The organism is Rhodoferax sp., assembly GCF_028689305.1.
Lineage (GTDB): Bacteria > Pseudomonadota > Gammaproteobacteria > Burkholderiales > Burkholderiaceae_C > Rhodoferax.
In genome coordinates this window covers 22,110-28,436 of sequence record NZ_JAQTWM010000045.1, presented here as the reverse complement: position 1 = coordinate 28,436, position 6,327 = coordinate 22,110, and the positions used below count along the sequence as shown (strand labels likewise).

Annotated in this window: 5 protein-coding genes; 1 reads left to right on the top strand and 4 read right to left on the bottom strand. The window is 60.0% G+C overall.

Going from position 1 to position 6,327, the window contains the following annotated elements:
- A partial coding sequence (locus PHW99_RS10725; protein ID WP_300176878.1) for a proline dehydrogenase family protein occupies positions 1-2,578 on the bottom strand: 2,578 nt, incomplete at its 3' end.
- 251 nt (positions 2,579-2,829) lie between these two features.
- On the opposite strand from PHW99_RS10725, the gene PHW99_RS10720 reads away from it, so the two are divergent.
- Positions 2,830-3,297: an Lrp/AsnC ligand binding domain-containing protein gene (locus PHW99_RS10720; RefSeq protein WP_300176875.1), complete on the top strand. Its 468-nt coding sequence runs from the start codon at positions 2,830-2,832 to the stop codon at positions 3,295-3,297.
- Positions 3,298-3,348: 51 nt separating this feature from the next.
- Here the strand turns inward: PHW99_RS10720 and PHW99_RS10715 are convergent, their stop codons facing one another.
- The 3 genes from PHW99_RS10715 to PHW99_RS10705 form a co-directional block, all read right to left on the bottom strand.
- Complete coding sequence (locus PHW99_RS10715) at positions 3,349-4,941, bottom strand: dual specificity protein phosphatase family protein (protein ID WP_300176872.1); 1,593 nt, start codon at positions 4,939-4,941, stop codon at positions 3,349-3,351.
- Between the two features lie 62 nt (positions 4,942-5,003).
- Positions 5,004-5,411: a hypothetical protein gene (locus PHW99_RS10710; RefSeq protein WP_300176869.1), complete on the bottom strand. Its 408-nt coding sequence runs from the start codon at positions 5,409-5,411 to the stop codon at positions 5,004-5,006.
- A 208-nt stretch (positions 5,412-5,619) separates the two neighbouring features.
- Complete coding sequence (locus PHW99_RS10705; RefSeq protein WP_300176867.1) at positions 5,620-6,312, bottom strand: YggS family pyridoxal phosphate-dependent enzyme; 693 nt, start codon at positions 6,310-6,312, stop codon at positions 5,620-5,622.
- Positions 6,313-6,327 lie beyond the last annotated feature (15 nt).

Here is a 6,327-nt window from a genome sequence, read left to right as displayed (position 1 = left end):
CCGTTCCGGCCAGCAGGGGCCTGGCCTCGCGCTGCAGGCGTTGCAACTGGGTCTGGATGCCCTCGAACGCCTCACGGTCAATCACCGGGCCGACATCGGTGGCCAGGTCTGCCGGGTCACCGGCGACCAGTTCCTGGGCCGCGCCGCACACCATTTCGATCACCTTGTCGGCAATGTCTTCGTGCACACACAGCAGGCGCAGCGCCGAGCAGCGCTGCCCGGCGCTTCTAAACGCGGACTGCATCACCGCGTCGCAGACCTGCTCGGGCAGCGCGGTGCTGTCCACCAGCATGGCGTTGATGCCGCCGGTCTCGGCAATCAGCGGAACAATCGGGCCGTCTTTGGCGGCCAGCGCCCGGTTGATGTGCTTGGCGACCGCCGTCGAGCCGGTGAACACCACACCGGCCACGCCGTTTGCTGCCACCAGCGCGGCGCCAACGGTTTCGCCGGGGCCGTGCAGCAGCTGCAACGCGTCCCCAAACACACCGGCGGCGTGCAGCAGTTTGACGGCTTCCAGCGCCACGCCAGGGGTTTGCTCGGCCGGTTTGGCCAGCACGGTGTTACCGGTGGCCAGGGCCGCAGCCACCTGGCCCAGAAAGATGGCCAGCGGAAAGTTCCACGGGCTGATGCAGACCCAGGGGCCGCGCCCGCTCAGGCGCAGCTCGTTGCTCTCGCCGGTGATGCCTAGCACGGTGTTGCCCTCCAGGCCGGGCAGGGTGTGCGGCTGCATGATGGCCTCGGCCTGCCAGGCGTAGTAGCGCAAGAAGTCGATGGCTTCGCGCACTTCACCCACGGCATCGTTCCAGGTCTTGAAGGCTTCCTTGACCAGCAGGGCGCTGAACTTTGGCAGCTCGGCTTGCAAGGCATCGGCGGCACGGCGCAGGATGGCAGCACGTTCAGTCACCGGCAATTTGCTCCATTTTTGATAGCTACTCAGGCTTGTTTTGACCGGGCTAGAGGCCAATTTGGCATCAAACTCTGGCACAGAAGGCACCTGCACGCTGGCGTAAGCGGCCAGCAGCGGGTCACGCATCGAAGGCACGGTCAGGTCCAACCCGCAGCTGTTGGCGCGCTGAAAGCCGAACAGGTCCGGCGGCAGCGGCAGTGAGGGCTGCGGCTCCAGCCGTAGCGGCGACACCAGCAGTTCGCTGATCGGCACGGTCTCATCGGCCAGCTGGTGCACAAAGGAGGAATTGGCGCCGTTTTCCAGCAGGCGGCGCACCAAGTAGGCCAGCAAGTCTTTGTGGGCGCCCACTGGGGCATAAACGCGGCAGGCCACCAGCGGGTTTTTCAGCACCTGGGCGTACACCCCTTCACCCATGCCATGCAGGCGCTGCAGCTCAAAGGCCGAGGCGGTTTTGGCCGCCATCTGCAGGATGGCGGCCACGGTGGCGGCGTTGTGGGTGGCAAATTGCGGGTAGATGGCATCGGGCGCGGCCAACAGGGCGCGGGCACAGACCAGGTAGGAGATGTCGGTGTGATGCTTGTGGGTGAACACCGGGTAATGCGGCAGGCCCAGCTCTTGCGCGCGTTTGATTTCGGCGTCCCAGTAGGCGCCCTTGACCAGGCGGCACATCAGGCGCAGCTGGTATTGGCGCGCCAGCGCAATCACATGGGTCACCAGCTCCAGCGCATTGGTCTGGTAGGCCTGCAGGGCCATGCCGAAGCCGCGCCACTGCGGGCAGTGCTGCGCCACCTGGGCGGCCAGCGCCTCGAACACGGCCAGGGACAGTTCCAGCCGGTCCACCTCTTCGGCGTCGATGGTCAGGTTGATGTTGGCGCGCGCAGCCTGCTGGCACAGGCCCCAGACACGGGGCACCAGCTCGGCCATGACACGTTCAATCTGCGCCGCCTCGTAACGTGGGTGGAGCGCGCTGAGTTTGATGGAGATGCCATCATTTTGCTCGCATGCCCGCGTATTATTTGCCTCAAATGCTATTGATTCAATAGCATTTCGGTAGCTATGCAGATGCACCTGGGCGTCGGCGTCGGTGCGTGCGCCCTCACCCAGCATGTCGTAGCTGTAGCGCAATTGGGGTAACCGGGCTTTGGCGGCGGTGGCCTCGGCCAGGCCTTCGGCCATGGTCTGGCCGAGCACAAACTGCCGCCCCAGCAACTGCACGGCGCGCAGCGTGGCGGCCACCACGGTGCGGGCACCCAGCTTGGTCACCAAGCCGGGCTCGGCCGCGCCTTGGGCGGGGGACGGCAGAAAGTGTTTGGACAGGGCAATCGCGGTGCTGGACAGGCGTGACAGCACCTTGTCGCTGCTGCCCTCAAAGTCGGCGCGGCCCAGCTGATCCGCCGTCAGGGCGATGGCGGTTTCGGCATCGGGCACCCGCAGCAGGGCTTCGGCCAGGCGCATCAGGGCCAGGCCTTCGGCGCTGGAAATGGGGTATTCCTTGAGCAGGCTTTCCATCGCCCAGAATGGTGGCGGGTTGTCGCGCACGGCCTGTACCCAAGGGGCGGCCACCCGGGCGCTTTCGGCCCAGTCCAGCGCCTGGGCCAGCGCCGCCAGCCGCTGGGAAACGATGTGCCCTTCCGGGCGGTAGGGAATGGGCAAACGTTGATTTAGCAGCATGGACAACTCCAATTTCAAAGAATTACGCTATGGTGTCTGGTTTTTTGATGACTTTTTTACTATTTTTATCAATTTCTATAGATGATTATTCAAAATCAATGCTTCCCATTTTGTAACTTGCCGCACAATCCCGAGGGCGGTTGCAACGGACGCTTTCATCTGTCCTTGTTTGATATGGGGCGGTTGGCGCCTGCGTTTGTCAGCACCCCCTCTGACAGTCGCTTCATTCACCCTTTACCGAGTTCTCTTCCATGTCCCTTGATCGTATTGATCTGAAAATTCTTGACCAACTGCAGCGCGATGGCCGCATCAGCAATCTGAAACTGGCCGAGGCGGTGGCCTTGTCGCCGACCGCTGTGCTGGCTCGGGTGCAACGCCTGACCAAGGACGGTGTCATCGTCGGTTACGAGGCCCGGCTGGACCCCATCAAACTGGGCGCCGGTCTGATGGTGTTTGTGGAGGTGCTGCTGGACAAAACCACACCCAATGTTTTTGATGCTTTCAAGGCGGCAGTGCAGGTGCGCCCTGAAATCATGGAGTGCCACATGGTGGCCGGCGGGTTTGACTATCTGCTCAAAACCCGCATGGCCGACATGAGTGCCTACCGCGAGTTTGCCGGAACCGTGCTGTGGCAGCTGCCCGGTGTGCGTGAAACCCGCACCTACGCGGTGATGGAAGAAGTCAAGAACACCACGCAGTTGCCACTGCGAAGATTCTGAACCCACCATCTGCTTCAGTTCACCTGTGGGAGACTTCTCCCAATGCTTGGGCTAGCTCAGCCTACGGACCAGGTCTTCTTCAAACCGATGCAGGAATTTCTCCTGAACTTCTGTTTGCACATATGCTGGGTCAATGCGACGCAGACGATCCATCGCTGTTGCCGCGCTCAGACCACCGTCACGAATCAGCCAGGCGGCCAGCACCAGGCCTGTACGTCCCAAGCCCGCATGGCAATGAACGGCCAGTACCTCACCAGCTTGTATGAGGCGTTGCATCCGCACCAGCAACAATTGCATCTGGCCGGTCGACGGTGCTTCCCGGTCAAAAATGGGCAAGTGGGTATTTCCCAGTCCGTGTCGCTGCAAGGCTTGCAGATCCAGATCTTTTTCAGTCAGCGTGATCAGATGGGTGATGCCCGCCTTGGTCAGCAACTCCAGGTCATAGTCGATCGGCGCCACCACACCGGGTTTCGGGCAACCTGCCAGCATACCGGGAACGATCCAGCGAAACCCGCTGGGCCCCTGGCGCCCGGACAGGATGACCTGCCCCACAGATGCGGCCAATTCCACCCCTTGTGCCAGTGTCGGAGGCAATGAGACCGGTCGACGCGTGGGGATGGGTGCTTCACCCACATCAACCATGCCAGGTGTTGCCACTTCGGGTGATGGTGGCACCACGTCAACATGTGTTTCGAAAGGTTCGCCCAGCGGACTATTGGCAGACGCAGCCTCGTCTTCCTTGGCCGCCTCTTGCACCGCTGCCACTGCAGCGGCAGGCAGGGGAGACGGCACTGAGACTTCAGGATCCAGGTCGTCAGGGAGTGCATCCGGTGATGGCAGACTCAAACTGCCACTGCGGATGAATTGCTCCACCCACTCATTGGCCGGGTGTGAAAAAAACTGCTCTGCAGTCTGATGGGCCAAGATGCGCCCACCACCCAGCAAACCAATGGTATTTGCCAGATACCTGGCTTGCTGTTGGTTATGCAATGTCACCAATAGCTTCACCGGTTTGCCAAGAAGTTTCAGCCAGTCAAGCAGTTCGGTGGCCTCACGTGAAGTCAGCCCATAAGTGGGCTCATCGATCATCAGCATGGCAGGGTTCGCTACGACCTTGGCCACAATGCGGATGCGACGCTGCTGAACCAAGGGCAAATTGATCAGTGGCTCATCCAACAAAGGGACCAAATCACTGGTAAAAAAACACTCGAGATAGTCCTTGGCCCAAGTCTGCCATTGCGTACCACTTCGGCGCTCCGGCTCGCGAACGCCTGCCGACGGCGTTTTGCCCGCAGACTGCCTGTCGTCTTCCGGACTACCGCGACGCTCAAACAGAAAGGCTTGTTCACGTAGCACATCCAGCACGGTCCGCGCCCTACTGCTGACATGTTGTGCCACCAGACGAGGCCGCCACTCACCTTGAAGCGGTCGCCCTCTCAGCGTGCACTCCCCCCAGCGGCGATAATTGCGAACGCTCTCCAGTCGACCGGCCAGACTATTCAGCAAGCTGGATTTGCCTGCTTTCACCGGCCCCATCAAGACATCAATGCCTGTCTGAGGCAGATCCAGATTGCAATCGGTCAGGACCACCCGCTTACCAAAGGCCAGACCATAACCTTGCAAATGAAGAACAGGATGTTTCAACGGTGATGACAGTAATAGCCCCGTGTGACATTTGACCGACAGATGAACACGCGGGATACGGGTTAAACAGCTGCCTCCAGATTGGGCATTGCAATACGCGCCTTGGTCAGCGCCATCCCCAGATTGGCCGACTTGCGACACACAAAAACCGCCACATAGTCAGGGTATTGCTTGCCACGCAAGAACACGTGGATCAGGTTGTCACTGTTCACGATGATTTCCTGAAAGTAATGATGGTCACTTTCCGCCAGTCCACGCGACTTGTTAAACATCTTTTCAATCGCCGTGACGTTGCTACCCGCAAACAGATCTCCTGTCGCAGCAGCCACCATGTCGATGATTTCGCGGGGATGGGAATCCACCGTCTTGATGGCCAGCAACATGCCTGAATTGATGTCAACGTAACCGGCGGCCAAGCACTCCGGGATGGCCGAGGAAGCCAGCGCCAATTGTTGATCGAGATTTGCCATGGTTTGTTCTCCTTAAGGTGCAGTGAATGTGATCCTTGGCCACTGGCACCCCTGAAGATGGCCACCTGCTGTATGTTGGCTGATTTTTTGGTTACTCGGACAGACTTTACAGGAAGTTACCAATTCGTGCAGGATTGAATTGAAGAGTAGTCAACCCAATCGGCTTGACCCCCAGTCCTGTACTGTCGCCAAACCAGTCCCACACGAATTAATGGAAGTAATTGCGTCCGCCAAAGATGGCGGTACCCACGCGCACCATGGTGCTGCCGGCATCAATGGCAGCCTCCAGATCGGCACTCATACCCATGGACAGGGTATCCATCACAAGTCCTCGGGCATTCAGGGCATCGAATAGAGCCTTAACCCGGTTGAATATTGCACATGATGCTTCGAAATCAGGAGCAGGTTCCGGGATGCTCATGATGCCTCGCAAACGCAGATTCGGCAGAGTTGCTACTTGTTGCGCCAAAGTCAGTGCGTCCTCGGGTGGCACCCCAGATTTGCTGGCACCGCCGTCCATGTTGACCTGGATACACACCTGCAACGCTGGCAATCCGGGTGGACGCTGCTCGCTCAGGCGCTGGGCAATTTTCAGACGGTCCACCGTGTGGACCCAGTCAAAATGCTGGGCCACCAAGCGCGTCTTGTTGCTCTGGATCGGACCGATGCAGTGCCAGGTCAGCGGCAGATGGGACAGGGCGGAGATTTTTTGCACCGCCTCCTGGATGTAATTCTCGCCAAACGCCGTCTGTCCGGCAGCAAAGGCTTCCTGCACGGCCTCAGCGCCAAAGGTCTTGGAAACGGCCAGCAGGGTCACGGCATCTTCGCTGCGGCCCGCCGCCTGGCAAGCCGCCCTGATGCGTGCCCGCACAGCACTGAGGTGATTCTGAATCGTGGTCATAATTGCGCGAGCGTA